This is a genomic window from Entomohabitans teleogrylli, from assembly GCF_001484765.1.
GTDB classification, from domain to species: domain Bacteria; phylum Pseudomonadota; class Gammaproteobacteria; order Enterobacterales; family Enterobacteriaceae; genus Entomohabitans; species Entomohabitans teleogrylli.
On the sequence record NZ_KQ947377.1, the window covers coordinates 452,585 to 479,087 of the forward strand.

26 protein-coding genes are annotated in these 26,503 nt (G+C 56.1%); 10 read left to right on the forward strand and 16 right to left on the reverse strand.

Annotated elements, in window-relative coordinates:
* Positions 1-162: 162 nt before the first annotated feature.
* Positions 163-591, reverse strand: a complete 429-nt coding sequence (gene ibpB / locus AQ981_RS05250) for a small heat shock chaperone IbpB (protein WP_058910772.1) — start codon at positions 589-591, stop codon at positions 163-165.
* Between the two features lie 112 nt (positions 592-703).
* On the reverse strand, positions 704-1,114 hold the full coding sequence (gene ibpA, locus AQ981_RS05255; RefSeq protein ID WP_058910692.1) for a small heat shock chaperone IbpA: 411 nt from the start codon (positions 1,112-1,114) through the stop codon (positions 704-706).
* Positions 1,115-1,493: 379 nt separating this feature from the next.
* Between ibpA and AQ981_RS05260 the strand changes: the two genes are divergently transcribed.
* Positions 1,494-1,823 carry a YceK/YidQ family lipoprotein gene (locus tag AQ981_RS05260; RefSeq protein ID WP_058910693.1) on the forward strand — a complete coding sequence of 110 codons (330 nt, stop codon included), beginning with the start codon at positions 1,494-1,496 and terminating at the stop codon, positions 1,821-1,823.
* On the opposite strand, the gene AQ981_RS05265 is transcribed toward AQ981_RS05260, so the two are convergent.
* The 12 genes from AQ981_RS05265 to dnaA form a co-directional block, all read right to left on the reverse strand.
* Entirely contained in the window at positions 1,824-3,086 is a 1,263-nt protein-coding gene (locus tag AQ981_RS05265) for a YidR family protein (protein WP_058910694.1), read from the reverse strand.
* Between the two features lie 53 nt (positions 3,087-3,139).
* Positions 3,140-4,477: an MFS transporter gene (locus AQ981_RS05270; protein WP_121500616.1), complete on the reverse strand. Its 1,338-nt coding sequence runs from the start codon at positions 4,475-4,477 to the stop codon at positions 3,140-3,142.
* A gap of 180 nt (positions 4,478-4,657) precedes the next feature.
* Positions 4,658-5,806 carry a galactonate dehydratase gene (gene dgoD, locus AQ981_RS05275; protein WP_058910696.1) on the reverse strand — a complete coding sequence of 383 codons (1,149 nt, stop codon included), beginning with the start codon at positions 5,804-5,806 and terminating at the stop codon, positions 4,658-4,660.
* Positions 5,803-6,420, reverse strand: a complete 618-nt coding sequence (locus AQ981_RS05280) for a 2-dehydro-3-deoxy-6-phosphogalactonate aldolase (RefSeq protein ID WP_058910697.1) — start codon at positions 6,418-6,420, stop codon at positions 5,803-5,805. The genes dgoD and AQ981_RS05280 overlap by 4 nt, the downstream gene beginning before the upstream one ends.
* Entirely contained in the window at positions 6,404-7,282 is an 879-nt protein-coding gene (locus AQ981_RS05285; RefSeq protein WP_058910698.1) for a 2-dehydro-3-deoxygalactonokinase, read from the reverse strand. Before AQ981_RS05285 ends, AQ981_RS05280 begins: the two co-directional genes overlap by 17 nt.
* Positions 7,279-7,968, reverse strand: coding sequence for a D-galactonate utilization transcriptional regulator DgoR (dgoR, locus tag AQ981_RS05290; protein ID WP_058910699.1), 690 nt, complete (start codon positions 7,966-7,968; stop codon positions 7,279-7,281). The genes AQ981_RS05285 and dgoR overlap by 4 nt, the downstream gene beginning before the upstream one ends.
* Positions 7,969-8,212: 244 nt before the next feature.
* A complete protein-coding gene (gene yidA / locus AQ981_RS05295; protein ID WP_058910700.1) occupies positions 8,213-9,025 on the reverse strand; it encodes a sugar-phosphatase in 813 nt (270 codons plus the stop codon).
* 138 nt (positions 9,026-9,163) lie between these two features.
* Positions 9,164-9,562 (reverse strand): YidB family protein, encoded by a 399-nt coding sequence (locus AQ981_RS05300; RefSeq protein WP_058910701.1) that lies wholly within the window; start codon positions 9,560-9,562, stop codon positions 9,164-9,166.
* Positions 9,563-9,639: 77 nt separating this feature from the next.
* Positions 9,640-12,054, reverse strand: coding sequence for a DNA topoisomerase (ATP-hydrolyzing) subunit B (gene gyrB, locus AQ981_RS05305; protein ID WP_058910702.1), 2,415 nt, complete (start codon positions 12,052-12,054; stop codon positions 9,640-9,642).
* Positions 12,055-12,082: 28 nt separating this feature from the next.
* Complete coding sequence (gene recF, locus AQ981_RS05310) at positions 12,083-13,156, reverse strand: DNA replication/repair protein RecF (protein ID WP_058910703.1); 1,074 nt, start codon at positions 13,154-13,156, stop codon at positions 12,083-12,085.
* A gap of 142 nt (positions 13,157-13,298) precedes the next feature.
* A complete protein-coding gene (gene dnaN / locus AQ981_RS05315) occupies positions 13,299-14,399 on the reverse strand; it encodes a DNA polymerase III subunit beta (protein WP_058910704.1) in 1,101 nt (366 codons plus the stop codon).
* Between the two features lie 4 nt (positions 14,400-14,403).
* Positions 14,404-15,789: a chromosomal replication initiator protein DnaA gene (dnaA, locus tag AQ981_RS05320; protein WP_058910705.1), complete on the reverse strand. Its 1,386-nt coding sequence runs from the start codon at positions 15,787-15,789 to the stop codon at positions 14,404-14,406.
* A gap of 611 nt (positions 15,790-16,400) precedes the next feature.
* Between dnaA and rpmH the strand changes: the two genes are divergently transcribed.
* From rpmH to mnmE, 5 genes are all read left to right on the forward strand, one after another.
* On the forward strand, positions 16,401-16,541 hold the full coding sequence (gene rpmH, locus AQ981_RS25745; protein WP_000831330.1) for a 50S ribosomal protein L34: 141 nt from the start codon (positions 16,401-16,403) through the stop codon (positions 16,539-16,541).
* Between the two features lie 17 nt (positions 16,542-16,558).
* Positions 16,559-16,918, forward strand: coding sequence for a ribonuclease P protein component (rnpA, locus tag AQ981_RS05325; RefSeq protein WP_071608808.1), 360 nt, complete (start codon positions 16,559-16,561; stop codon positions 16,916-16,918).
* A complete protein-coding gene (gene yidD, locus AQ981_RS25750) occupies positions 16,882-17,139 on the forward strand; it encodes a membrane protein insertion efficiency factor YidD (RefSeq protein ID WP_071608809.1) in 258 nt (85 codons plus the stop codon). The genes rnpA and yidD overlap by 37 nt, the downstream gene beginning before the upstream one ends.
* A gap of 2 nt (positions 17,140-17,141) precedes the next feature.
* Positions 17,142-18,785, forward strand: coding sequence for a membrane protein insertase YidC (gene yidC, locus AQ981_RS05330; protein WP_058910707.1), 1,644 nt, complete (start codon positions 17,142-17,144; stop codon positions 18,783-18,785).
* Positions 18,786-18,874: 89 nt separating this feature from the next.
* Positions 18,875-20,239, forward strand: a complete 1,365-nt coding sequence (mnmE, locus tag AQ981_RS05335; protein WP_058910708.1) for a tRNA uridine-5-carboxymethylaminomethyl(34) synthesis GTPase MnmE — start codon at positions 18,875-18,877, stop codon at positions 20,237-20,239.
* Between the two features lie 63 nt (positions 20,240-20,302).
* On the opposite strand, the gene AQ981_RS05340 is transcribed toward mnmE, so the two are convergent.
* On the reverse strand, positions 20,303-21,199 hold the full coding sequence (locus AQ981_RS05340; RefSeq protein ID WP_058910709.1) for a LysR family transcriptional regulator: 897 nt from the start codon (positions 21,197-21,199) through the stop codon (positions 20,303-20,305).
* A 101-nt stretch (positions 21,200-21,300) separates the two neighbouring features.
* Between AQ981_RS05340 and AQ981_RS05345 the strand changes: the two genes are divergently transcribed.
* The 4 genes from AQ981_RS05345 (at position 21,301) to AQ981_RS05360 (ending at position 25,074) form a co-directional block, all read left to right on the forward strand.
* On the forward strand, positions 21,301-22,770 hold the full coding sequence (locus AQ981_RS05345) for an aldehyde dehydrogenase family protein (RefSeq protein WP_058910710.1): 1,470 nt from the start codon (positions 21,301-21,303) through the stop codon (positions 22,768-22,770).
* Positions 22,771-22,780: 10 nt separating this feature from the next.
* The gene (locus tag AQ981_RS05350) at positions 22,781-23,380 is read left to right on the forward strand and encodes a nuclear transport factor 2 family protein (protein ID WP_121500617.1); all 600 of its coding nucleotides are present in this window, start codon (positions 22,781-22,783) and stop codon (positions 23,378-23,380) included.
* A 350-nt stretch (positions 23,381-23,730) separates the two neighbouring features.
* Entirely contained in the window at positions 23,731-24,477 is a 747-nt protein-coding gene (locus tag AQ981_RS05355; protein WP_058910711.1) for a 4'-phosphopantetheinyl transferase family protein, read from the forward strand.
* 30 nt (positions 24,478-24,507) lie between these two features.
* The gene (locus tag AQ981_RS05360; protein ID WP_058910712.1) at positions 24,508-25,074 is read left to right on the forward strand and encodes an NADPH-dependent FMN reductase; all 567 of its coding nucleotides are present in this window, start codon (positions 24,508-24,510) and stop codon (positions 25,072-25,074) included.
* A gap of 56 nt (positions 25,075-25,130) precedes the next feature.
* On the opposite strand, the gene AQ981_RS05365 is transcribed toward AQ981_RS05360, so the two are convergent.
* Positions 25,131-26,468, reverse strand: a complete 1,338-nt coding sequence (locus AQ981_RS05365) for an NCS2 family permease (protein WP_058910713.1) — start codon at positions 26,466-26,468, stop codon at positions 25,131-25,133.
* Between the last annotated feature and the right edge of the window lie 35 nt (positions 26,469-26,503).

A 26,503-nucleotide genomic window follows, 5' to 3' on the forward strand; every position in this document is an offset into this window, starting at 1 on the left:
TCAGAGCCGCCAGGCGTTAACCGCGCCCTGGCGCACAAAAGTGGCGGATGAGTCCCCCGGGAGCTGAAAGCATTAACCCGCCGATGCGGCAGGCGCCGCCAGAGAGGATTAAAAACGCAAAAAGGCCCCATAAAGGGGCCCGGGTGATAAAACACGATTCGATTAGCTGTTCAGCGCCGGACGCTCGCTAATCGCGATACGCTGCGGGGCAATCGCTTCCGGAACATTACGCACCAGGTCGATATGCAACAGACCGTTGGTGAAAGAGGCGCCGGAGACCTCCATATGCTCGGCCAGCGTAAAGCTCAGGCTAAACGGTTGAGTGACCAGCCCCTGGTGGAGCCACTTCGGCTCAGTTTCCGGTTTTTGCGGCGTGCCTTTTACACTCAGGCGCGTCCCTTCCAGTTCGATATCCAGATCTTCCTGGCGGAAACCGGCCAGCGCCAGCGTAATGCGATAATGGTTGTCATCGCTTTTTTCAATATTGTACGGCGGGAAACCCTGACTTTCCGGGGAGCTTTGCAGCGCGTTAGCCAGTTTGTCAAAACCGATCCACTGACGCAGCAGCGGGGATAAATCATAGTTACGCATCATGTTTTCTCCTTCTGAGAAGCGAGTCTATACCTGCCAGCATGCGAACTGGCATCGGCCCCCGACAGGCGGCGGGCCATCAACGCGAGCCGCCGCTGGCGGCCCACACAAATCAGTTAATTTCGATACGGCGTGGCTTAATGGTTTCCGGCATCACCCGCTCCAGGTCAACGTACAGCAGACCGTTAACCAGTTTCGCGCCGCGAACATGGATGTTTTCAGCCAACTGGAACTTACGCTCGAAGTTGCGCTCGGCGATACCCTGGTAGAGATAAGTCCGCTCTTTCTGCTCGGCGGCGTGAGAGCCTTTTACCACCAGCAGGTTGTCCTGAGCGGTGATCTCCAGTTCGCTTTCAGCAAACCCGGCGACGGCAATGGCAATGCGGTAATGGTGTTCGTCCACCAGTTCGACGTTGTACGGAGGATAGCCGCCGTTGCTTTGTGTTTGATTGTTTTCCAGCAGACTAAACAGACGGTCGAAACCAATAGCGGAACGGTACAGCGGGGAAAGATCGATACGCATAACAATACTCCTGAAATCAGCGAGATTAATACAGCCTTCCACCAGGACAGGCTAAGAAACGCCGGAACTCCCTGACGGCAAGTTCCTGTTCGGTTACACCCTATAGATGGTTATCTTCTTCCGAATTTCAAGCCTGGCGGGATCAATTTTCTGGCGGTTTACGTTTCTTTGCTTAGACTAGATTGTGTTCCATAACCTGGCACTGAGCCGCAAAGGTCTGCGCCGACATTCGCGCAATTATGGATACCGCCTCATATCAGGGAAGAAATTAACAATCTGCGAACGCCGCCACAGAGCAGGCACTCGGCGCTATTTATCACGGCCAGGGATGCTATAACTCAAAGTAGCTGAACGCAGCACCACAATAGTGAATGAGTTGATGATGAAGAGCTACTTACACCATATTTTGATGAGCTGCGGCGTTCTGGCGCTGTGCGGTTGTTCCAGCGTCATGACCCATACCGGGGGCAAACCGGGCTATTATCCGGGCACCCGCGCCAGCTACGATATGCTGACCAATGATGAAACCAGTTGGGGACTGAAACCGCTGGTGGTACTGGATATGCCGTTCACCGCCATTATGGACACTGTCCTGCTGCCGTGGGACGCCTTCCGTACCGACAAATCCGTCAAAGCCCGGGTCGAGGCCAGCGAACAGAAAAGCCAGCAGACCGATGCCGCGCTTCCTCCCGCTGACCCGCAGCCCTGATCACTCGCCGGTACTGGCCATAAACAGCTGGCGAAATCCACCCACGTCCTGCATCCAGGCGATATGTCTGCCATCCGGGGAGAACACCACGGCGTCTGCCGAGGGTTCTCCGGTACCCTGAGTTAGCGGCGTAATCGCGCCGCTGTGAGCATCGCACAGCACCAGTCGATTAGCCTGCACAAAACCCAGCGCCTCTCCTGACGGGTGCCAGTTAAACGCCGACTGTACTCCCGGAGGACCGTAGGTCAGTTGACGCGGTTCTCCGCCGTCCGGCGCAATCAGCCACAATTGCACAACGCCGGCGTCGTCCTTCATCAGAAACGCAATTTGCGATCCCTGTGGATTACTGCGCACCCAGTGGCGGGGAGTATTTACCAGCCCCGGATAACGCCGCGCGTGGGTAAACGTCAGTCGCCGCTGCATCACGCCCTGCGGCGGCGCCGGTAGCGCTGTACAGGTTCCCTGCACAGGCGTTTCGCCGGCTCGCTTCCAGGCTTGCTCATCATCCGGTAAATCGACGATAAACAGCTCCGGCACTTTCTCCCCGCTCAGCGATAAGGTATCGCCGATAAACGCCAGCGCCCGGCGCTGCCGACTACCGTCGGCCCGCGTGTAGCCCGCGTTACCGATCCAACCCTCTTCGTAAGCGCGGTTGATTTCATCGCTGCCGGCCGCCGGCTGCGGCGTGGTGCGGCTAACCAGCGCACACCAGTGGCTGCCGGCATATTCCCTGGGGTGGCGGCACGGCGGAATGACCGGTCCGCAGGGTAACGCCACACCGACATTGCGCAGGTCCAGCGCCGGACAGCGCTCATGCATGACATGGTCGTTATAGGTAAAACTCAGCCACTGACCGTCCGGGCTCCAGACATGAACATGACTGCCGCCGCGCAGCGCTCCGGGGGTAAAGGGCGGCGTAATATCCATGGCGTCCAGATTAGCGGCCACGCCGTTTTCCACTACCACGCCGCGGCGGTGATGAAAGTCATAGCGCCAGCCGGCATCAGGATTTTCCGGGCCGTGGATAAAGACATAGCGTTCCGGCGGGCAGGGATTTACCGTCACCACCCCCACACAGGCACCGTGGCCGGCCCGATAGATCACCTGCACCTCGCCGGTGTCGACATTTACCCGCTCAATGGTCTCACCGGTAAACGAGGCGCCCGATGGCCGCACATCAAACGCCAGCCAGCGGCTATCGGGGGTCCAGGCGTTAATATTGGTTAACTGGTGGTGGCGGGAAGCAAAAGTGAGCTGTTTCATCACGTTATACCCTGAAGCGAAAATATCGCCTCAGGGTATAGCAAGCCAGGTATTTAGCCTACCCGTTTTACATCGCCGACCAGCAGAATGTAGGAGAGTGCGCCAATCAACGCCACCACGGAGATATAGACCAGCGCCGGGCCAAAACCGTAGTCCTGCGCGAGGTAGCCAATGACCAGCGGTACGGTGATGCCGCCCAGCCCGCCGACAAAGTTAAAGACTCCGCCGGTGAGACCAATCAGGCGCATCGGCGCCAGCGACGACACCAGAGACCAGGTAATAGAGGCAAATCCGTTACCGAAAAAGGCCAGCGCCATCAGGGTCATAATCCACACCGGATCGTTGGTGTAGTTGGCGCCCATGATACAGGTGGAAATCAGCAGCCCGCAGATGATCGGGGTTTTACGCGCCGCCCCCAGCGAAAACCCTTTTTTCACCAGTTTATCCGCCAGCCAGCCGGAAAGCAGTACGCCAACAAACGCCGCCAGGAAAGGTACCGTGGTCATGAATCCCGCTTTCAGCGCGGTAATGCCTTTCTCCTGGGTTAAATAATTCGGGAACCAGGTCAGGAAGAACCACAGTGTGGAAGTGACAGCAAACTGCCCCAGATAAACGCCCATCAGTTTGCGGTGGAACACCAGCTTCCAGTCAGCGCCGGTGAGCGGTTTGCGATCCGCTTTTTTCACTGGCGCATCGCCATCCACCAGACCACCGCCTTCACGGATATATTCCAGCTCCGCCTGGGTAATGCTTTTGGTCAGGCGCGGCGGCTGATAAACCTTAAACCAGATCAGTGACCAGATAATGCCGATACCGCCAGTCACGATGAACACCCAGTGCCAGCTCAGCAACTCCTGGATCCAGATGAGCAGCGGGGTCAGGAACGCCAGACCGACAAACTGGCCAGAGGTGTAGAACCCAACGGCAGAGGCGCGTTCATGCTCCGGGAACCAGCTTGTCACCATCCGGTTGTTGGTCGGGAACGCCGGGGCTTCGAAAATCCCGGTAATGGCGCGCAAACCAATCAGCGACATCAACCCGGTCGCAAACCCCTGGAACAGCGTTGCCACAGACCAGCCGAGAATGGCGATGAAATAGGTCAGGCGTGAACCCACGCGGTCAAGGAACCAGCCGCCCGGGATTTGACACAACGTATACAGCCAGGCAAACGCCGAGAAGACGTAGCCCATTTCCGCTTTGGTGATGCCGAACTCTTCCTGAATATGCGCCGACGCCACCGCAAGGTTGGCGCGGTCGACATAACAAATCACTACGGTAATGAAGATCATTATCAGCGTCAGATAACGGCGACGCCCCGGTTTTGCAGTAGTAACTGGAATATCCATCGTAATCTGTCTCCAGATTTTGGGCACAGCGAGGCCGCTCACCATGCCCGGTAATTTACAGAGGGTGTATTTGATTTTTTTAATTAAAAACGTAACCGGAATGCGCTAAATAATTCGTGCTGGGGAAAGGCGGCAAGTTTTCGCATCCCCGGGAGCATACAAAAGTATGTGACCGGGGTAAGAAAGCGCAGCCAACACATCACCAGCGCGAAGTATGACGCGCATTTACCATTCCGCTACGGAACCGTCTTCATGACGCCAGAGTGGGTTACGCCAGTCCGGCGCACTTTTGCTGAATTCAATGACCTTCGCTTCGTCGATCTCCACGCCAAGTCCCGGTTTCATCAGCGGTTTAAAGAAGCCGCCTTCCATGCTGAAATCCTCTTTGTTTTTCACAAAGTCGAGCAATTCCGCGCCCTTGTTATAGTGAATGCCCATACTCTGCTCCTGGAACACCGCGTTGTAGGAGACAAAATCAACGTGCAGACAGGCTGCCAACGCAATCGGGCCGAGCGGACAGTGTGGCGCCAGCGCCACGTCATACGCTTCTGCCATGCCGGCAATTTTGTAGCATTCGGTGATACCGCCCGCATGGGATAAATCGGGTTGCAGGATGGCAATTCCGCCCGCTTCCAGCACGCGTTTAAACTCGAAACGCGAGAACATGCGTTCGCCCGCCGCAATCGGAAGATGGGTTTGCGCCGCCAGTTTCGGGTAGTACTCAGCCTGTTCAGCCAGTACCGGTTCTTCAATGAACAGCGGACGATACGGTTCCAGTTCTTTAATCAGCACTTTCGCCATCGGCGCGCTCACGCGGCCATGGAAATCGAGACCAAACTCGATCTGGTTGCCAAAGGCTTCGCGGATTTGCGCCACCGTGTTCACTGCGGCATCCACCGCGCGGGAGTTATCAATCAGCCCCAGCTCTTCACAGCCGTTCAGTTTGAAGGTATCAAAGCCAATCTCGCGCAAGGTCTTAATGCCGTCGATCACATCTGCCGGACGATCACCGCCCACCCAGCTGTAGGCTTTGATTTTGTCGCGTACCAGACCGCCCATCAGTTGCCAGACCGGAGCATTCAACACTTTACCTTTGATGTCCCATAGCGCCTGGTCAATCCCGGCAATGGCGCTCATCAGGATCGGGCCGCCACGATAAAAACCCGCGCGGTACATTACCTGCCACAGGTCATTGATACGTGAAGGATCCTGACCAATCAGATAGTCCCCCAGCTCGTGCACGGCGGCTTCTACCGTGCGGGCGCGCCCTTCAATAACCGGTTCGCCCCAGCCCACAACACCTTCATCAGTCTCGATTTTGAGGAACATCCAGCGTGGGGGTAAACGGTACGTGGTGATTTTGGTTATTTTCATTTCACTGCCTCTCGATATGCCTTAACAAATGCTGCTGCCTGCTGCACGGTGCGCTCCACGGATTGTCCGGCGCGATAGAGATCGCTACCCAGCCCGGCCCCTGCGCATCCTGCGTTGATCCATTGTTCCAGGTTTTCTGGCGTTACGCCGCCGACGGCAAAGACCGGTACATCCGGTGGGAGTACCGCTTTCAGCGCGCTGATGTACGCCGGGCCGAAGGCCGATGACGGGAATATTTTCAGCGCCTGCGCGCCGGCATCGAGGGCAGTAAAGGCTTCCGTCGCCGTTGCGCAGCCAGGACAGACGGTCATGCCATACCCCACTGCGCGGCGAATCACTTCAGAATGAATATTTGGCGTCACAATAAGCCGACACCCCATCTTCGCGAGCGTATCAACCTGCTCAGGTTGCAGAACCGTACCTGCGCCAATCAAGGCTTTATCGCCGTATGCGTCCACAATTGCCGGAATACTTTTTTCCCATTGTGGAGAGTTAAGCGGGATCTCAACCGCGTCGAAACCGGCGTCAATCACCGCGCCAACGTGCGCTAATGCCTCATCGGGCGTGATGCCGCGCAGAATTGCGATCAGCGGGAGTTTAGTTTGCCACTGCATGAGCGATGCTCCTTATACCTGCCTGAAATGCCGTATCGCCACTCACTACGTCCGTATTCTGACCAACAGCGTGAAACGCCTGTTGATAACGCGACGACAGTGAAAAGCCCGCGACGATAGTGACGGTCTGCTGCTGAGCCATGTATTCGCGCATACTGGCGACTTCCGCGCCAATCAGCAGACCGGAGAGAAACTCGCTAACCTGCTCGCGGGGAAGCGTTCCCAGCACGTGCGAGGCGCGAACTTCAAAGAGTTGCGGCAAAACAGCGGGAGCGTTAAGTCCACGCTCAAGCCCAGCGGCAAACGCGTCAGGCGCACTCTCCTGCGGCGGTAGCCCCGCGCCCACCAGTGAATGATTTAACAGCAAGTGGTGCAGTTCGCCGGTCATCACGGTACGAAAATCGAGGATTTGCGCGCTGTCGGCCAGTACCCATTTGCAATGGGTGCCGGGCATAACATAGAGAGAAGAAGGAGAAAGGGTGCGTGCGCCGAGCAGTTGTGTTTCTTCCCCGCGCATCACATTGTGGTTATCGTCGCGCGAAACGCATAATCCGGGAACAATCCAGATATTGTCGCCAACGGACGTCAACTGTTCGCCAATCGTCGAAAAAAAGGCGGGAACCGGGAGGTAAGGGGCGACCTTCCAGCCCACATTACTGCCAACCATTCCCGCCATCACCACCGGCGTGGCGCCTTCGCGCCAGTGTTGTGTGACTTCCGCTAACACCGCTTCGGGGGATTTCCCATTCAGACGCGTAACGCCTGCCTCTGATTGCCTGCTTTCCAGGCACTGCTCGCCCTGATAAAGCCAGGCGCGCAGATTGGTCGATCCCCAGTCAATTGCGATGTAGCGAGATGTCATGTGATTTCCTTTAACCTTCGTGTCGAGCTGGCGATCATGGTAAGCGCCGCCTGCTCTGCCGCATTGCCATCCTGATGCCGTATCGCATCGAACAGCGCTTTATGTTCCTGGAGCGTTTTCGGCATGTTGGCCTCATCGCCCATCCAGGTTCGTTCAAAAACCGCACGCTGTAGCGAGCTAATCGCCACGCTGAGCTGCTGCAGCACCGGGTTATGCACCGATGCCAGCACCGCTTCGTGGTAGCGAATATCCGCTTCGTTAAACGCGTCGCGATCCTGGTTATTGGCCACCATATCGTTGAGCGCTGCCTCTATCTGTGCCAGTTCGCCGGAGGTGGCGCGTTCCGCGGCCCAGCGGGCTATCGCCGGCTCCACCAGGTTGCGCACCTCGCTCATGGCGGCGATCAGCCGCGGGTCATAGTCGTTTTCCAGCACCCACTGCAAAACGTCGGTATCGAGGTAGTTCCACTGGTTACGCGGCGCCACAAACGCGCCGCGATAGCGCTTCATTTCAATCAACCGCTTCGCCACCAGCGAGCGGAACACTTCGCGAATAATGTTGCGCGAGGTTTCGAACTCCTCACACAGCTCCGTTTCCGCCGGCAGCGCGGCGCCGGGTACATATTTACCGCTAACGATTTGCTGGCCCAGCGTGACGATAATGCGATCGGTTTTCGTAATGGTCATGGAAATGTCCTTATGGCTTTGCACTCCCTTACTTTACTCCGACCGACGTATTTATCCTCATTTTTGTACTACCAGTGCCGGTTAACCTCTCTCTACCACGCACACATAGTAGTACTATATAATAATGTTGTACTACAATTTAGATCACAAAAAACACAATTGATAACCAGAATGCTGGCGGAAGCCGGAATAAGGAATAAAAAACCCGCCACAGACGGCGGGTTATGCGGGAAAAGAGACAGGTTTAGTTCAGGGCAAATTGATTGATCGCCTGCGCAACGCCATCTTCAAGGTTGCTGGCAGTGATAAAGTCCGCGGCTTGTTTAACGGAATCAATGGCATTCCCCATCGCCACCCCAACGCCGGCGTACTGCAGCATGGCAATATCATTTTCCTGATCGCCAATCGCCATCACTTCATGCGCCTCAATATTCAGGGCGTCCGCCAGCGATTTCACCCCTGTGCCTTTATTGACGCGTTTATCGAGGATTTCCAGGAAGTAGGGCGCGCTTTTCAGCACGGTGTACTTCTCTTTCACCTCTGGCGGAATGCGGGCGATAGCGCGATCGAGAATCGCTGGTTCATCGATCATCATCACTTTCAGGAACTGCGTCGCCGGGTCCATTTTCTCTGCTTCGCAGAACACCAGCGGAATGGTGGCGACATAGGATTCATGCACCGTGTAATAGCTGATGTCGCGGTTGGCGGTATACAGGGTATGACGATCGAGGGCATGAAAATGCGAACCGACTTCATGAGAGAGTTTTTCCAGATAGCGGTAATCGTCATAAGTCAGCGCAGTTTGCGCTACGGTGCTGCCGTCGCTGGCTTTCTGGACCAGCGCGCCGTTGTAGGTAATGCAGTAATCACTGTCATTGACCATCTCCAGCTCTTTGAGGTAACTCTCCACGCCGGCAAAAGGGCGCCCGGTCGTCAGTACAACCGTCACGCCACGCGCGCGCGCAGCGGCAATCGCGTTTTTCACCGCTGGAGATATTGTGTGATCCGGCAGCAGCAGGGTGCCGTCCATATCAATCGCAATCAGTTTTATGGTCATGGGTATCTTCTGAGGTCGTGGATTTACCTCATGCTAACGCGATTCCGCTCACAAAAATAGCGCGAAATTAGCGCAATCAGGCCGCTGTCGCAGAATAGAAAAGCCTCTCCCGCAATATGCCGGAAGAGGCTCGGGGGATTAGCCGAATAATTTTCCTTTCAGGATATTCATCCCCGCCGACAGCAGGTCGTTGCCGGCGCTGGCGTCAACCTGCCCCTGCGGGGACAGGGCGTCCACGACTTTCGGCAGATATTGCGCCAACAGTGCGGATGCCGCCTGACCGTCAATACCCAGCTTACCCGCCAGGTCGGCAATCGCCGGCGATCCCAGCGCGCTGGATACCTGATCGGCGCTAACCGGCTGATTGGTTGCGCTACTACTCAGCCAGGAGGCGACAATCTCACCCAGGCCTCCCTGACGGAATTTCTCCAGCAGCGCCTGAATCCCTCCCTGGTTATTAATCCAGCTTAAAATAGCCTGGTATTTACCCGCATCCCCTCCGGATACCATTCCCGCCACCTGGTCAAAAAGGCTCATAATTCACTCCTTAGCGTGATTTTCCACCAAAAAAAACGCCGCGCAACGGGCGCGGCGCTATTTTTAATTGTAGTACATCAGATATCGATATTGGCAGCTTTTAGGGCATTCTCTTCAATAAATGCCCGACGCGGCTCAACCGCATCCCCCATCAGGGTGGTGAACAGCTGATCGGCGGCGATGGCGTCCTTCACGGTCACCCGCAGCATACGGCGGCTTTCCGGATCCATGGTGGTTTCCCACAGCTGATCCGGGTTCATTTCTCCCAGCCCTTTATAGCGCTGTATGGCCAGACCGCGGCGCGACTCTTTCACCAGCCAGTCCAGCGCCTGCTCGAAGCTGGCTACCGGCTGGCGGCGCTCGCCGCGCTCAACAAACGCGCCCTCTTCAATCAGGCCGCGCAGTTTTTCACCCAGGCCGCACAGACGGCGATATTCGCCGCCCACCACAAACTCGAGATCCAGCGGATAGTCGGTATCGACCCCGTGAGTCCGCACCCGTACGACAGGCTCAAACTGCTGCAGTTCGCGGTTTTCGCGGATATCGTATTTCCAGACGCTGCCGTGCTGCTCATTTTCGTTCAGAATAGCGATCAGGCCGGAAATCCAGCGGGTAATGGTCGCCTCATCGGACAGGCTCTGTTCCGTCAGGGTCGGCTGATAGACCAGCTCTTTGAGCAGCGCGCGCGGGAAGCGGCGCTCCATGCGGTTAACCATCTTCTGAACGCTGTTGAACTCCGACACCAGTTTTTCCAGCGCTTCACCGGAAAGTGCCGGCGCACTGGCGTTGGTATGCAGGGCCGCGCCATCCAGCGCGATGGAAATCTGGAACTGATCCATCGCTTCGTCGTCTTTGATGTATTGTTCCTGCTTACCTTTCTTCACCTTGTAGAGCGGCGGCTGAGCGATATACACATGACCGCGCTCAATGATTTCCGGCATCTGACGATAGAAGAAGGTCAACAGCAGGGTACGGATGTGCGAACCGTCGACGTCCGCATCGGTCATGATGATGATGCTGTGATAGCGCAGTTTGTCGGGGCTGTACTCATCGCGGCCAATACCGCACCCCAGCGCGGTGATCAGGGTCGCCACTTCCTGAGAAGCCAGCATCTTGTCAAAACGCGCTTTTTCAACGTTAAGGATCTTACCCTTCAGCGGCAGAATCGCCTGATTCTTACGGTTACGCCCCTGTTTAGCAGAGCCGCCCGCCGAATCCCCTTCCACCAGGTAGAGTTCGGAATGGGCCGGGTCGCGCTCCTGGCAATCCGCCAGTTTGCCCGGCAGACCGGCCAGATCCAGCGCCCCTTTACGGCGCGTCATTTCGCGGGCGCGGCGCGCGGCTTCACGGGCGCGGGCTGCATCGATGATTTTCGTCACCACAATCTTGGCGTCAGACGGGTTCTCCTGCAGGTAATCCGCCAGACGTTCGTTCATCTGGGATTCCACTGCGGATTTCACTTCCGAGGAGACCAGCTTGTCTTTAGTCTGCGAGGAGAATTTCGGATCCGGCACTTTCACGGATACCACGGCAATCAGACCTTCACGGGCGTCATCGCCGGTGGCGCTGATTTTCGCCTTCTTGCTGTAGCCTTCGGCATCCATATAGGTATTCAGGGTACGCGTCATCGCGGCACGAAAACCCGCCAGGTGAGTACCGCCGTCGCGCTGCGGAATATTGTTGGTAAAGCAGTAGATATTTTCCTGGAAACCGTCATTCCACTGCAGAGCGATTTCCACGCCGATACCGTCTTTTTCCGAAGTGAAATAGAACACATTCGGGTGGATCGGGTTTTTATTCTTGTTGAGATACTCAACGAACGCTTTGATACCGCCTTCGTAGTGGAAGTGATCCTGTTTGCCATCGCGCTTGTCGACCAGACGAATCGACACGCCGGAGTTAAGGAACGACAGCTCGCGCAGGCGCTTGGCAAGGATTTCATATTCAAACTCGACCACATTGGTGAAGGTTTCCAGGCTGGGCCAGAAACGCACCATGGTGCCGGTTTTTTCGGTATCGCCGGTAACCGCCAGCGGCGCCTGCGGTACGCCATGTTCGTAAATCTGGCGGTGGATTTTATTGTCGCGATGAATCACCAGTTCCAGCTTCTGGGACAGGGCGTTTACCACCGACACCCCAACACCGTGCAGACCGCCGGAGACTTTATAGGAGTTATCGTCGAATTTACCGCCTGCGTGCAGCACGGTCATGATCACTTCCGCAGCCGAAACGCCTTCCTCCGGGTGAATACCGGTAGGAATGCCGCGGCCATCATCCTGCACCGACACGGAATTGTCGGCGTGGATGGTCACCACAATGTCCTTACAGTGGCCGGCGAGCGCTTCGTCGATAGCGTTATCTACCACCTCGAATACCATATGGTGCAGACCGGTGCCGTCATCCGTATCGCCGATATACATACCCGGGCGCTTACGCACCGCATCCAGCCCTTTCAGGACTTTGATACTGGAGGAGTCATAAGAATTCGACATCAACGTTTCTCGCTCATTTAAACTTGGGTTAATCGGTTATTTTACCCTGATCCACGACGAACATCTTCGAATTTTTGTCCGCCATATCCATCACATGTTCTGCGCTAATCGCGCTGACGAACACTTGTGACTGCGTCGCCTTCAACCGGCTGGCCAGCAGGCCGCGACGCGCGTCATCCAGTTCAGAAGCAAAATCATCTATTAGGTACAGGCAACGCTGCCCGTTCTGGCGAGTGAGGAACTCCCCCTGCGCCAGACGCAGCGCGCACATCAGCAGTTTAAGCTGGCCGCGGGACAGCGTGTCTTCCACCGGCGCGCCGTCGGCGCGGATGCGGAAATCGGCTTTGTGCGGGCCGTAGGCCGTCCAGGTCAGTTGCCTGTCGCGCTCAAACTGACGCTCCAGCACTTCGGCATAGTCGCTCTCCTTCTCCCAGCCGCGCTGGTAAGAGAAGGTGATGCGAAATTCCGGCAGAAACTGGGCACAGGTGTCCGCCATATCTTCGGCAATGGCGCTGCTGTACTCGGCCCGCCAGCGGCTGATTTGTTCCGCCAGCGGCGCCAGTTCCCGGTCCCAGGGCCGCAACTGGCCGTAATGGGATACCTGACGCAGGGCGGCATTACGCTGCTTTATCAGCCGTTTCAGGTTGCTCCAGGCGGCAAAAAAACCGGGTTCGTTGTGAAAGCATCCCCAGTCAAGGAATGCTCTTCTGTATTTGGGGCCGCCATTGAGTAAAGTAAACCCCTCCGGGGTGATGAGCTGCATTGGCAGCAGCAGCGCCAGGTCCGCCACCTTATGGCCATCGCTGCCGTCGATGCGCACTTTGCTTTCGCCGAGGCGATCTTTGGTCAGTCCGACAGCCGTTTCACGCTCTGCGCCCTGCAGCCGGCCATGCAGCACGAAATCTGGCTGGTCGTGACGGATAACCCGGCCAATTTGCAGACTGCGGAACGCCCGCCCGTGTCCGAGGGTATAAATGGCTTCCAGTACGCTGGTTTTGCCGCTGCCGTTGGCGCCGACCAGGAAGTTAAAACCGGGGGATAAAGCGAGATCCGCGTCTTCAATATTGCGGAAGTTTTTGATGAGTAAACGCGTCAGTGACATATGTCGCATCATTCCAAAGGGCGTGTGTGTCGCAGCCGTTTGCTTACGGCCAGCGCGCAGAAAGCGGAGCGTACACGAAGTACGTGAGCATTTCGAGCGCAGCCCGGAAGCAAAATAGCAAATCAACCCGCCCTTTTCAGGATTACAATCTCATGGGCATAACCACATACGCCGCACTCTGACTCGCACAATCTTCCAGTTGCACGCTGGACACGGAATCCGTCAGCAGAATGCGAACATTCTCGCACTTCAGCGCGTTCAGTACATCGAGGATATAGCTGACGTTAAAGCCAATCTCCATCTCCGTGCCGTCATAACTGACGTCGAGGATCTCTTCCGCCTCTTCCTGCTCCGGGTTATTGGCAGTGATCTTAATTTGATTTTCCGCCACAAACAGGCGCACTCCGCGGAATTTCTCATTGGAGAGAATCGCCGCCCGGGCGAATGCCTGCTTCAGCAGATCGCAACCGGCCTCAATATTTTTATCCGGGCTTTTCGGCAGTACCCGGCGATAGTCCGGGAAACGGCCATCCACCAGTTTGGAGGTAAAAATGAAGTCGCCGACGTGGGCGCGGATATTATTGCTACCAATCTGCACCCGCAGCGGAGTGTCGCCGCCGTCCAGCATACGCATCAGTTCGATAACCCCTTTACGAGGCACGATCACCGAATGGTTCGGCAGAGATTGCCCCACCGGCATTGAGCATACCGCCAGGCGGTGCCCGTCGGTCGCCACGGTACGCAGCTCTTCTCCTTCGGTTTCAAACAGCATGCCGTTTAAGTAGTAGCGTACGTCCTGGTGGGCCATGGAAAACTGCGTCGCCTCAATCAGGCGTTTCATGGTGGCCTGCGGCAGGGTAAATTCCACCTCGCTCTGCCAGTCGTCAAGATTCGGGAAATCCGCCGCCGGCAGCGTGGAGAGCGAGAAACGACTGCGGCCGGAGCGCACCAGCATACGTTCGCCTTCAAGCTGCACCGCTATCTCGGCGCCTTCCGGCAGACCGCGGCAGATATCAAAGAATTTGCGGGCCGGGACGGTGGTGGCGCCAGGTTCGTGAGGCTGAAGCAGCGCAACGCGGGCGACCATTTCCATTTCAAGGTCGGTGCCGGTCAAAGACAGTACCCCGTCCGCCACCTGCAGCAGCAGGTTGCCAAGAATAGGCAGCGTCGGGCGGCCACCCAGCGGACCGCTGACCTGCTGGAGTGGTTTTAACAGATGTTCACGTTCAACGGTAAATTTCATAGCATCACGACGATAATGTTCTGATTAAATTGGAAAAATCTTCTTTGATATCGTGGCTTTCTTCACGCAACTGCTCAATCTTGCGGCAGGCGTGCAGCACCGTGGTATGGTCGCGGCCGCCGAACGCGTCGCCAATCTCCGGCAGACTATGGTTCGTCAACTCCTTTGCCAGCGCCATCGCCATCTGGCGCGGGCGGGCAACCGACCGGGACCGACGCTTGGACAGCAGATCGGCCACCTTGATTTTATAGTACTCGGCCACCGTTTTCTGAATATTGTCGATGGTGACCAGCTTTTCCTGCAGCGCCAGTAAATCGCGCAGCGCTTCACGCACAAAGTCGATAGTAATCGCCCGGCCGGTAAAATTGGCATTGGCGATCACCCGATTCAGCGCCCCTTCCAGTTCACGGACATTGGAACGTAGCCGTTTGGCGATAAAAAACGCCACCTCGCCGGGCAGGCGAATGTCGTTTTCATCGGCCTTTTTCATCAGGATCGCCACTCGGGTTTCCAGCTCCGGCGGTTCGATAGCCACCGTCAGCCCCCAGCCAAAGCGGGATTTCAGACGATCCTCAACGCCATTGATCTCTTTCGGATACCGATCCGACGTCAGGATGATCTGTTGATTGCCTTCCAGCAACGCATTGAAAGTATGGAAAAACTCTTCCTGGGATCGTTCTTTATTGGCAAAGAATTGGATATCGTCGATCAACAACGCATCGACCGATCGATAGTAGCGCTTGAACTCTTCAATCGCGTTGTTTTGCAGCGCTTTCACCATATCCTGAACAAAACGTTCAGAATGCATATAAACCACTTTGGCATTCGGCTTGCGCGCCATGATGCCATTGCCGACCGCATGTAACAGGTGAGTTTTACCCAGCCCGGTGCCGCCGTACAGGAACAGCGGGTTATAGGCGCCGCCGGGGTTATCCGCGACCTGACGCGCCGCCGCGCGCGCCAACTGGTTAGATTTACCTTCCACGAAATTATCGAAGGTGTGCTTAACATTGACATTAGAACGATAAGTCGGTTCTGCGGGCGCCGGGACATTGTCCCAACTGGGGCGCGCCGGGGCGACCGCACGCACCGTCTGAGAGGACGGGATAACGCTGGCAGTTTGCGGCGCCGCCATCGCCTGAACCGGCCGGGAGCCGACTTCAAAGCGCAACAGCGGCGCATCGACGCCACAAAAATCGTTTAATAACCCGTTGATATTATTTAAATATTTATCTCTAACCCAATCGAGCACAAAACGGTTTGGCGCATACAAAGCCAGCGTGTTATCGCTCAGTTCCGCCTGTAGGGGGCGTATCCACATACTGAATTCTGTGGCTGGTAACTCATCCTGCAATCGGGCAAGACACTGCTGCCAAAGCGAAAGTGACACGGCGGACTCCACTCGAACAAAGTCGATCAAAGACAAAGACTGAAACATTCATGATTGTTGACACACGCCGACAAGCCCAAAGGGGGAGCGTGCGAACCGCTATTACGGTTTGCCCGAAGCAATTTAAAGATCCCTGGATCGCCATCGGGACCGCGGATCATAGCCTAAACTGAACGCGAGATCTTCTGTTTCTCACAGATTCTTGTCTGGTTATCCACAGGGGGAGGATCCGAACCGCCTAAGTGTAAACGATCGGCGCGGGGATGCAGCAGGATTTACGATCAATATTGGAAAATCTAATGGCTGTCGCAAAACGACCTGCAAACGATCGTCATAAGATCCCGGATGATCCTTGCGCTTTAGCCGGGAGGTCGTATAATTCCCCACCCGGCGCGTTGCGCCCGGCTTTTGCCCCGCGATGACCGGCGCTTTTTTCAGCATAAAAGGCGGTCTGCGGCGCGAGAAATAAGGAAAGTGAATTGACTCCGGAGTGTACAATTATTACAATCCGGCCTCTTTAATCAGCCCCACTGAGGCGTGAGTCGTTCGCTTAAACCGTCCGGGCCTACGCAAACCCAGTGAAATTTTTTCAAGTTTAGGTAGAAATCGCCATGAAACGCACTTTTCAACCGTCTGTACTGAAGCGCAACCGTTCTCACGGTTTCCGTGCTCGTATGGCTACTAAAAATGGTCGTCAGGTTCTGGCACGTCGTCGTGCTAAAGGCCGCGCTCGTCTGACCGTTTCCAAGTAATAAAAGCTAACCCCTGAGTGGTTAAGCTCGCATTTCCCAGGGAGTTACGTTTGTTAACTCCCGCTCATTTCACTTTCGTTTTCCAGCAGCCAGTTCGCGCCGGCACGCCGCAAATCACCATCCTCGGCCGCCAGAATTCGCTGGGGCATCCCCGTATCGGTCTTACCGTCGCTAAAAAAAACGTCAAACGCGCCCATGAACGCAATCGGATTAAACGTCTGACGCGTGAAAGCTTTCGTTTGCGCCAGCACGAACTCCCGCCTATGGATTTTGTGGTGGTAGTGAAAAAAGGGGTTGCGGAACTCGATAACCAGGCGCTGTCGCAGGCGTTGGAAAAATTATGGCGCCGCCACTGTCGCCTGTCTCGCGAGTCCTGATAGCCCTTATTCGGGTCTATCAACGCCTGATAAGTCCGCTTCTTGGGCCGCACTGCCGTTTCAACCCCACCTGCTCACACTATGGAATTGAGGCATTGCGCAGGTTTGGAGTGATAAAAGGCAGTTGGTTGACAGTGAAACGCGTATTAAAATGCCACCCTTTGAACCCTGGTGGAGACGACCCCGTCCCGCCCGGACCCATTGATACCAGAGAACACTAACGATGGATTCGCAACGCAATCTCCTTATCATCGCTCTGCTGTTCGTGTCTTTCATGATCTGGCAGGCCTGGGAGCAGGATAAAAATCCGCAACCTCAGACTCAGCAGACCACGCAGACTACGACCAGCCAGGCTAGCGCCGCAGACCAGGGCGTACCGGCCAGTGGCCAGGGGAAACTGATTACGGTAAAAACTGACGTCCTTGAGCTCTCCATCAATACCCGCGGTGGCGATATTGAGCAGGCGCAGTTGCTGGCTTACCCGAAAGATCTCGGTTCTTCCGAACCTTTCCAGTTACTGGAGACGCTTCCCGGATTCATCTATCAGGCTCAAAGCGGTCTGACCGGTCGCGACGGCCCGGACAACCCGGCTAACGGCCCGCGTCCGCTGTATAACGTCGATAAAGATGCGTTCGTGCTGGAAGAGGGCCAGAACGAGCTGGCGATTCCGATGACCTGGACCGATTCCGCCGGTAATAGCTTTACCAAAACCTTCGTGCTGAAACGCGGAGAGTATGCGGTTAAGGTTGATTACAGCGTGAAGAACGCCGGTGAAAAACCGCTGGAGATTGCGCCGTTCGGTCAGCTTAAGCAAACCGTTAATCTGCCGTCCCACCGCGATACCGGCAGCAGCAACTTCGCGCTGCATACCTTCCGCGGCGCGGCATATTCCACCCCGGACGCCAAGTACGAAAAACATAAGTTTGAAGACATTGCCGATAACGACAACCTGAACGTCAACTCTAAAGGCGGTTGGGTGGCAATGCTGCAACAATATTTTGCCACTGCCTGGATCCCTGGCAGCGACACCAGCAACAATTTCTATACCAACAGTCTGGGCAATGGCGTGGTCGCTATCGGCTATAAATCAGCGCCGACGCTGATTCAGCCGGGCCAGTCCGGCCAGTTGAATAGCACGCTGTGGGTAGGTCCGGAAATTCAGGACAAAATGGCCGCCGTGGCGCCGCATCTTGATTTGACTGTTGACTATGGCTGGCTGTGGTTTATTTCTCAGCCGCTGTTCAAACTGCTGAAATTTATCCACAGCTTCCTCGGCAACTGGGGCTTCTCCATCATCGTCATCACCTTTATCGTGCGTGGTATTATGTACCCGCTGACGAAAGCGCAGTACACCTCGATGGCCAAGATGCGTATGCTGCAGCCGAAGATTCAGGCCATGCGCGAACGTCTGGGTGATGATAAGCAGCGCATCAGTCAGGAAATGATGGCCCTGTACAAAGCGGAGAAAGTTAATCCGCTGGGCGGCTGCTTCCCGCTGCTGATCCAGATGCCTATCTTCCTGGCGCTATACTACATGTTGATGGGTTCCGTTGAGCTGCGCCATGCGCCGTTCGCCCTGTGGATCCACGACCTTTCGGCCCAGGACCCGTACTATATCCTGCCGATCCTGATGGGCGTAACGATGTACTTCATCCAGAAGATGTCGCCGACCACCGTCACCGATCCGATGCAGCAGAAGATCATGACCTATATGCCGGTTATCTTTACGGTCTTCTTCCTGTGGTTCCCGTCCGGTCTGGTACTGTACTATATCGTCAGCAACCTGGTGACTATCATCCAGCAGCAGCTGATTTACCGTGGTCTGGAGAAACGCGGTCTGCATAGCCGCGAGAAGAAAAGTTCCTGATAGCTTTTCATTCTTCAAGCCGCAGTAAGCTTAATGCCAGAGAAGGCGGTCATTAGACCGCCTTTTTTACATTTTCAAAGAGATAAACCATGAGCCATAACGACACCATCGTCGCCCAGGCCACCCCGCCAGGGCGTGGCGGAGTAGGTATTCTGCGTATCTCCGGTCAGAAAGCGCGGGACGTGGCGCTGGCTGTTCTGGGGAAATTGCCGAAGCCGCGCTATGCCGACTACCTGCCGTTTAACGATACCGACGGTACCGCGCTGGATCAGGGCATTGCGCTATGGTTCCCCGGACCTAACTCGTTCACTGGCGAAGACGTGCTGGAATTGCAGGGGCACGGCGGGCCGGTGATCCTCGATCTGCTGCTCAAACGTATTTTGACTCTCCCGGGTCTGCGCATCGCCCGCCCTGGAGAGTTTTCGGAGCGCGCCTTCCTCAACGATAAGCTCGACCTGGCACAGGCGGAAGCTATCGCCGACCTGATCGACGCCAGCTCTGAACAGGCGGCCCGTTCGGCGCTAAATTCTCTGCAGGGGGCTTTTTCCAGCCGCGTAAACCAGCTGGTGGAAGCACTCACTCACCTGCGTATCTATGTGGAAGCGGCTATCGACTTTCCGGATGAAGAGATCGACTTTCTCTCTGACGGTAAAATCGAAGCCCAGCTCAATGCGGTGATCGCCGATCTCGACGCGGTACGCGCCGAAGCGCGCCAGGGCAGCCTGTTACGCGAAGGGATGAAGGTGGTGATCGCCGGGCGGCCCAACGCCGGCAAATCCAGCCTGCTGAACGCGCTGGCCGGGCGTGAAGCTGCCATCGTGACCGACATCGCCGGCACAACCCGCGATGTATTGCGCGAACATATTCATATCGACGGGATGCCGCTACATATTATTGATACCGCCGGCCTGCGCGAAGCCAGCGATGAGGTGGAGCGTATCGGCATTGAGCGCGCCTGGCAGGAAATTGAACAGGCCGATCGGGTGCTGTTTATGGTGGACAGCACCACCACTGACGCCATCGATGCAGCGCAGATATGGCCTGATTTTCTTGCCCGCCTGCCAGCGCGACTACCGATTACGGTGGTGCGCAATAAGGCCGATGTCACCGGCGAGGAGCCGGGTATCAGCGAGGTGAATGGTCACTCACTTATTCGCCTCTCCGCCCGCACCGGCGCCGGCGTGGATACGTTACGTCATCATCTGAAACAGACCATGGGGTTCGATACCAGCATGGAGGGCGGATTTCTGGCGCGCCGCCGTCACCTGCAGGCGCTGGAGCAGGCGGCTCTCCATCTCGAACAGGGGAAAGACCAGTTGCTGGGCGCCTGGGCTGGCGAACTGCTGGCCGAAGAGTTGCGTCTGGCCCAGCACAATCTCAGCGAAATAACCGGCGAATTTACCTCCGATGACCTGCTGGGACGTATTTTCTCCAGCTTCTGTATTGGTAAATAGCCTCTCCCTGGCAGACAGGTGAGCGTTTACTAACCCGCATTAGCTGAAGTGGCTAATGCGCGGCTAAACATCCTGTAGATAGACCTGCAGTTTTTCAATAAATAACCGGGTACGCGCGGGCATTAAACGCCGTCCCGGAAAAACCGCCCAGACCGGTATCTCAGGCATGGTCCATTCCGTGAGTATCTGCCTTAACGTTCCCGCTATCACCTGATCCCTGACAAAGTGCCCGGCCAGACAGGCAATCCCAGCACCGGCGATCGCCATCTCCCTCAACACCCCAGGCGCATTCGCTTTTACCCGCATCTGCGGAGAGCCCTGCCAGCGCGCCTCGCCGCAGCTTAATGTCCATAACGGCGAACTGTTGGCGCGCATTTGTAACGACAATACCTGATGATTCAGCAACTCCTCGGGCCGTTGCGGTTCACCGCATTTCGCCAACCAGTCGGGCGATACGTACAGCCCCGGATGGAAACTGGCGATACGACGCGCCACCAGCGTGGCGTCGTCAGGTAGCGTCCCCATACGGATCGCCAGATCATAATTTTCCCCGGTTAAATCAACGCGCCGTTGCGATACGTCGATCTCCAGCATCACCGCCGGATAATTAGCCATAAAACGCGCCAGAAATTCGCCCAGCATGTCGCTGGTAAAATCGCCGGGCATTGAGATACGCAGCAAGCCGCAGGGCTGATTTAACACCCGATCGCCGAGCGCCGCAGCAATATCCAGCTCATTCGCCATACGTTTTGCCTGCAAATAAAACGTATGGCCGAAATCGGTTATCGACAGTTTGCGGGTGGAGCGCCGCAGCAGAAGCTCGCCGAGCACATTCTCCAGCAGGGAAATACGCCGTGATAGCGTGGATTTAGGTAGCGCCAGTTTTTCCGCCGCGCGCGTAAAACTGCCTTCTTCAACCACACGAATAAACAGCAGCAGGTCATTAGGATTAAGCGCCATCGATTATTCCATTAATGGAACAGTATTTCCCAACTTAGCGGCTTATTCGCGCCAGGTAAAGCCGTTATCCTGGCAATACATTCACCACCCAGGGAATCACAATGAGCCATCAACCAACCCCATTTTCCAGCGCCCGCCACTGGGTCAATGGTCAGTGGCTGGACAGCCTTCAGCACGGAGAAAGCATCAATCCGGCAACCGGCGAAAGAATTGGCGATTATGCCATTGGCGATACGGATACAGCCAGCCGGGCCGTACAGGCGGCACGCCGCGCATTTATCAGCAGCGACTGGAAATATAATCGCGAATTACGCGCCCGGGTACTGCACGATCTGGCGGATCGCATTGAACATCATGCTGAGCCGCTGGTGCAACTATTGAGCCTAGAGAACGGTAAAGTTTTGCCGGAAGCCCGGTTTGAGGTCTCCCTGTCGGTACCGGCATTACGTTATTGCGCCGGGTTGATTTTTCAGGATGGCGGACGCGCCGCGCAGTGGGGAGAAGGCCGGTTCTCACTGGTCATCCGCGAGGCGGCAGGGGTTGCCGGTATCAGCATACCGTGGAACTCGCCGGTGGCGTTACTGAGCCGCTCGCTTGCTCCCGCCCTAGCGGCTGGATGTACCACGGTTATCAAAATGCCCGGACAGACCGCGCAACTCAACGCGCTACTCGCACAGATTATCAGCGAATCACTGCTGCTGCCCACCGGCGTGGTAAACATCGTTACCGGCGAAAAAGAAGTACTCAGCTATCTGGTGGAATCACCGGATGTGCCGGTAATCAGCTTTACCGGCAGCACCCGCACCGGACGGGCGATCGCCGCGGCAGGAGCAGCAAAACTGAAGCGATTTGGCCTTGAGCTGGGCGGAAAAACGCCGCTGATTATTTTTGATGACGCCGACCTGGAGGCGGCGCTGCGCACAACACAAATGGCGCTCACCACCTTCGCCGGTCAGTTCTGTATGACCGGCAGCCGGCTGCTGGTACAGCGTGGAGTGGCAGAATCCGTGCGCCGGCAATTAATTGCCCGCTTATCGCAACTGAATATCGGCCCGGCCAGCGATCCCGCCAGTGAAATGGGGCCATTGATTGATAAAGCCAATGTGGCGCGGGTAGACGCTATGGTTGAAGACGCGCTGCGCAACGGCGCAGTAGCGCTGTTACGCGGCGGCGCAGTGACGGAGGGGCCGCTGGCCAGCGGAGCATTCTATCGCCCGACGCTGCTGGAGGTGACAGACAGCGGGTTACCCATCGTGCAACAGGAGGTTTTCGGCCCGGTGCTCACCCTACAGGTTTTTGACAGCGAAGAAGAGGCCATCATGCTGGCCAACGCCAGCGAATACGGACTGGCAGCCAGCGTCTGGTCGTCGGACATCAATCTCCCGCTGCGCGTGGCGACAAAGCTTGAAGCCGGCACCGTCTGGATCAACGACTGGGCGGTACTGCGCGATGAATTTGAAGAGGGTGGTTACAAGCAAAGCGGACTGGGGCGTCTGCGTGGACTGGCGCAAATGGATGATTTTCTGGAGTACAAACATATCATTTTACAACCTGGCGTAACGAGCCAGTGAGGAGATATTTATGAACACAAACCCGATCAATTTCCGCGCAATCGGTATTGGATTGCTGGGTCTGATGGCTGTCGCGGGGTGGCAATCCAGCGCGATGGCTGAAACGCCAGAGCAGATGATGGCTACCGCCCAGAAAACCCGTCAGCCGCTGGATGTCGTCAAGGCCTTCCTGAACCATACTTCGCCGGACAAAGTGGCCGCCGCCGCCGGGCAACTGGTAGCGCCAGACGCGACCTACGTTTCGTTAAACTTTGATAACCCGGAATTGAAGAAAATCGAGCCATGGACGGGCACCTCAAAAGGTCCTGAAGCGTTTGTCAGCACCTTCACCCGGGTGGCGAAATACTGGAAAATCGTCGATTTCAGGGTAAGTGAGATGTTCGCCAGCGGCGACAACGTAGCGGTATTTGGCGACTTTACCTATCGCTCAACGGCAGTGGGTAAGCAGTTCAACTCACCCTTTTCTATCCTTGCCAAAGTCCGCGACGGTAAGATCGTTTATTTCCAGTTTATGGAAGACACTTACGCCTCCGCCAGTTCATTCCGTACCGGCGGCAGTTGGGAAGTGAAAACCGATCCTGACAGCGCGACTTATCGCGTCGGAGAGTGATGCTCCTCCCCGGCCCACCAGACCTGGTGGGCCGGACTCATTGTCCAGCGCATCAGCAGATGCAGCGGATAATCGCCATTTTGTTGATATAACCCGCCCTTTTTCCGTAGGTTCAGCAGTTTCCTGTGAAGGCATCGACAGGTAATATATTGTCCGATAAATTGATAACGATACTAAATTGTAAAGCCTGTCGCTTTTTTTCCCCTGATAAAGAATTTCCCCATAACAAACGCGGGAAAATTGGCCAGGACGCAGAGTACGACCTATAGTTTCTGTAGCATCGGAGAACGCCTCCAGCCATTGCGCTACAGCACGTGACCTCACACACGACCATTATCAAGGAGAGAAAAATGGCGACGCATTTTGCGCGAGGGATCATCAGTCCCAAACACCTGACATCGACGCGACTATCCAGCGAATGCCATGCCATTGCCCGCGGTCTTCCCGAACACCTGAGCGCACGATTCATTGCCGCACGCTCGTTGCTGGCTGAACTGCTATTTATGCTTTACGGTATCGGGCGATTGCCCAAAATTATTGAATCTAAAAGCGGGCGTTTGTGTTTTGCCGATCCCATGCTGGCGGACTTCTCTCTCTCCTGCGCCGGCAATATTGTCGGCGTGGCGCTAACCCCGGACGGGCGATGTGGCCTGGATATGGCCATCCAGCGCCCCTCTACCGGTACCCGAACCAGCCGCGAACCTCTTTCCCCACAGCAGTTTACCCGCAACGAAACCATCTGGATTCACAACCAAAAAGACCCGCAGGAAGCGAGCCTACAACTGGCGACGTTGCGCAGAAGCGTGATGAAATTAACCAACCAGAACAATCTGCACATTGACGATATCCAACTGCTTCCCGGCGCCGGGCGCCTGCGGGTGGCGGACATACCAGAGGTTGAGGCGCTGTGCGATGCTGAAGATGTTCTGGTCTGGGCGCTGGCAGGCACGCCCTCCGTTGTCCCCGTGACGCTGTGGGAGTTCGACAACCGCCAGGGCTGGCGAAAACTCCCGGATATTCAGACTCGCTGTCACAGTCCCGATGGGCGTATCATGCGTTTTACCAGCATGCCGTCTGAAAAGGCGCTGATGATTTAATACTCATATAACCGCAACCAAGGAGCGACGATGTCCGATACACTGAAAGTGGTTACTTTACTGGGGAGTCTGCGTAAAGGCTCATATAACGCGATGGTCGCTCGTACGCTGCCAAAGCTGGCACCGGTAAACATGCAAATCGACGCGCTTCCTTCTATTGCGGATATTCCGCTGTATGACGCCGACCTTCAACAGGAAGCAGGCTTCCCGGCAACCGTTACCGCGCTGGCGGAACAGATAGCCGCGGCGGATGGCGTTGTGATCGTGACGCCAGAATATAACTATTCAGTGCCAGGCGGCCTGAAAAATGCCATCGACTGGCTGTCGCGTCTGCCGGAACAGCCGCTGGCCGGGAAACCGGTACTGATTCAGACCAGCTCCATGGGGGTGATCGGCGGCGCCCGTTGCCAGTATCACCTGCGCCAGATCCTGGTCTTCCTTGACGCCATGGTGATGAATAAACCGGAGTTTATGGGCGGCGCCATCCAGAACAAAGTGGACGCCCAGTCCGGCGAAGTGATCGATCAGGGCACACTGGACCATCTGCAGGGCCAGCTCACCGCATTCAGCGAATTTATCCTGCGCGTTAAAGCCTGATCGCAACCCTAAAAAATGCCAGCCATCAGGCCGGCATTTTTCCTGCCAGTCGCGCCTTAGTGAGCGTCGATAAATACAATCTTCAGAATAAACAGCAGCGCCACCACGACCACACACGGGCTCAGTTCCCGGAGACGCCCGGTCCCCAGTTTCATCACGCAGTAAGAGATAAAGCCCAGCGCAATGCCTTCGGTGATCGAGAAACTGAATGGCATCATTACCGCGGTGATAAACGCCGGTACCGCTTCGGTAAGATCGTGCCAGTCAACCCGCGCCAGGCTGGAAGTCATCAACACGCCGACATAAATCAGCGCGCCAGCCGCCGCGTAACCGGGAACCATGCCGGCCAGCGGCGAAAGGAAAATCACCAGCAGGAACAGAATGCCGACAATCACCGCGGTCAGACCGGTGCGCCCCCCAACCGAAACGCCGGCAGAAGACTCAATATATGCGGTAACCGATGAGGTGCCGATAAAAGAACCGGCCACTGAAGAGACGCTATCAACATACAGCGCCTGCTTCATCCGCGGAAACTTGCCTTTTTCATCGGTCAGTCCGGCTTTATCGGTGACGCCGATCAGCGTACCGGAAGAGTCAAACAGGTTAACCAGCATGAAAGAGAAAATCACCCCCGCCAGACCAATATTCAGTGAGCCCATCAGGTCAACCTGACCGACAACCGACATGACGCTCGGCGGCGCGGAGACCACCCCGGTATAGTGCACATCCCCCAACATCCAGCCCAGCAGCGTGGTCACCACTATGGAAACCAGCACCGCGGCGTGAATATTACGCGAGGCCAGAATAGCAATGATAAAGAACCCGAGAATCCCTAACAGCACGCTGTGGGAGGTCAAATTGCCAATAGTCACCAGGGTTTCCTGATTCGCGACGATAACGCCAGCGTTTTTCAGTCCCATCATGCCGATAAACAGCCCGATACCGCTGGTGATCCCCACCCGCAGGCTGAGAGGGATATTGGCGATCATCCAGTAACGCACCCGCAGAACCGTCAGCAGCAGCAGCCCCACCGCGCCCCAGAAAATAGCGCCCATCCCCACTTGCCAGGACAGGCCCATCGCTCCGACGACGACAAAGGCGAAAAAAGCGTTTAACCCCATTGCCGGCGCCAGCGCCACCGGCAGGTTAGCGAAGATCCCCATCAGGATGCTGCCCAGCGCCGCAATCAGACAGGTGGTGACAAATACCGCCTGAGTATCCATCCCGGCCGCGCCAAGAATCTGGGGATTAACGAAGACGATATAGACCATCGTCAAAAAAGTAGTAAAACCGGCAATAACCTCAGTACGTGCCGTGGTACCGTGGGCGCGTAGTTTAAACACGCGTTCGAGCAGCCCCTGGCCTGACGGCTGGGCGGTGTTGTGTTGGCTCATCATCTGGTTCCGGAGAAAAGGGGAAAATTCGCCGC